The sequence below is a fragment of the Sphingomonas sp. genome, from assembly GCF_031380695.1.
Classification (GTDB): domain Bacteria; phylum Pseudomonadota; class Alphaproteobacteria; order Sphingomonadales; family Sphingomonadaceae; genus Sphingomicrobium.
Genome location: NZ_JANMWY010000174.1, coordinates 1 through 1641, shown reverse-complemented (window position 1 = coordinate 1641; position 1641 = coordinate 1). Strand labels below are relative to the sequence as shown.

The window sequence follows — 1641 nt, the reverse complement described above, 5'->3', positions numbered from 1 at the left end:
ATAGATAGCGGCTGGGATCGGCCGCGCCGAGGCGGACGAAGGCGGCGCGCGGATCGGCACAGGGGGTGCGGAAGGCGCGGCTCGGAACAACCTGGAAAATATCCCCCGCTGCGACCTTTTCCTTCAGGTCCGACACGATCGCGGCATAGACGACATCGTCGAGGTCAGTCGTGACGTGCTGCTCAGCGGTGTTGGCTGTGGAAACGACCGGCGGTCCGACCTCGCGCGCAAACTCACAGCGCGACGACAGCCGCGCCAATCGCTCCTGCGCCAGCGACGCGACGCGGTGCGCGATGGCGGTGTCGTCGCTGCCGAAGGCAGTGCAGATCAGCCGCGCTGCGCCGCTCGGCTCGACGATGATAACGCTCTCCGCAAGCCAGAAGACATAGTCCGGGAAGTCCCCCTCGGCGCGCGCCGGCAGTTCCTCGAACAGGTCGACACTGTCGAACCCGATCACGCCCGCCGCCACCACCGCGAACGGCTCATCGCGGTCGATCGAACCATGGCCGAACGCCAGCGCGCGCAAGATGTCGAACGGGGTCGTGGCATGGGCGCGGTCATATTCCTCGGGTGCCGTGCACCGCTTGAAGCGCAACGCCACCCGGTCGTCCGTGCGATCGACGACATGATCGGCAAGCTGGTCCGCGAGCGTCGCCAGCGCCGCGCGCCCGCCCTCGCTGAGCGCATCGAGCACAACATCCTGCTGGCGACAGATGGCGCGGATTGCGGCGGCCTCGACGATCAGCGCCGGGCCGCCCGTGCGCTGGATGAACAGCGGCGGCAGCTCGTGTCCGTCGGCCGCCAGCGCAGCGTGGAGACGCAGCGGGTCGACCTGACCCGCCAGCCGCCGCACCAGGCTCGCCGCTCGCCCTGCCCCCGCGCCGGTCACAGCGTTCGACCGACCACCGGCAGCAATTGCGCCAGTTGCGCGCCGAGCGCCTCGAGCTGATGCGGGAACAGCGACTGCGCGCCGTCGCATTGCGCCGTGGCGGGGTCATGGTGGACCTCGATCATCAACCCGTCCGCCCCCGCCGCAGCGCCCGCCAGCGCCATCGGCGCGACCAGCGCGCGAATACCGGTGCCGTGCGACGGATCGACGATTACCGGAAGATGGCTCTTCATCTTGAGCCACGGCACGGCGGCGAGGTCGAGCGTGTTACGCATCGCGGTCTCGAATGTTCTGATGCCGCGCTCGCACAGCACCACCTGATCATTGCCCCCGGCGAGGATATATTCGGCGGCCAGCAGCAGATCCTCGACCGTGGCGGCCATGCCGCGCTTGAGGATGACCGGCGTGCGGGTCTGCCCGACCGTCTTGAGCAGCGCGAAATTCTGCATGTTGCGCGCGCCGATCTGGATCGCGTCGGCGTGCTTGGCGACGAGCGCAACGTCGGCCGATTCGACCACTTCGGTGACGACCGGCATGCCCAGTTCCTTGCCGACCTCGGCAAGCAGTTTCAGCCCGTCGCCGCCATGTCCCTGGAATGAGTAAGGCGAGGTGCGCGGTTTGAACGCGCCGCCGCGCAGGATCCGCGCGCCGGCGGCCTTCGCGGCCTTGCCCGACGCCAGCAGCTGCTCCGCATTCTCAACCGCACACGGCCCGGCGATCAGCGCGAACCGGCTGCCACCGATCGACACCGC

The 1641-nt window shown here is 68.9% G+C and carries 2 protein-coding genes; both read right to left on the bottom strand.

Features of this window, described 5'->3' with window-relative positions; translation table 11 throughout:
• Positions 1–889: hypothetical protein (locus RMN84_RS06590; RefSeq protein ID WP_309611390.1), on the bottom strand; the 889-nt coding region annotated here is incomplete at its 3' end.
• Positions 886–1641, bottom strand: a 756-nt coding sequence (aroF, locus tag RMN84_RS06585) for a 3-deoxy-7-phosphoheptulonate synthase (RefSeq protein ID WP_309611389.1), incomplete at its 5' end; no start/stop codon positions are given. The genes aroF and RMN84_RS06590, both read right to left, overlap by 4 nt.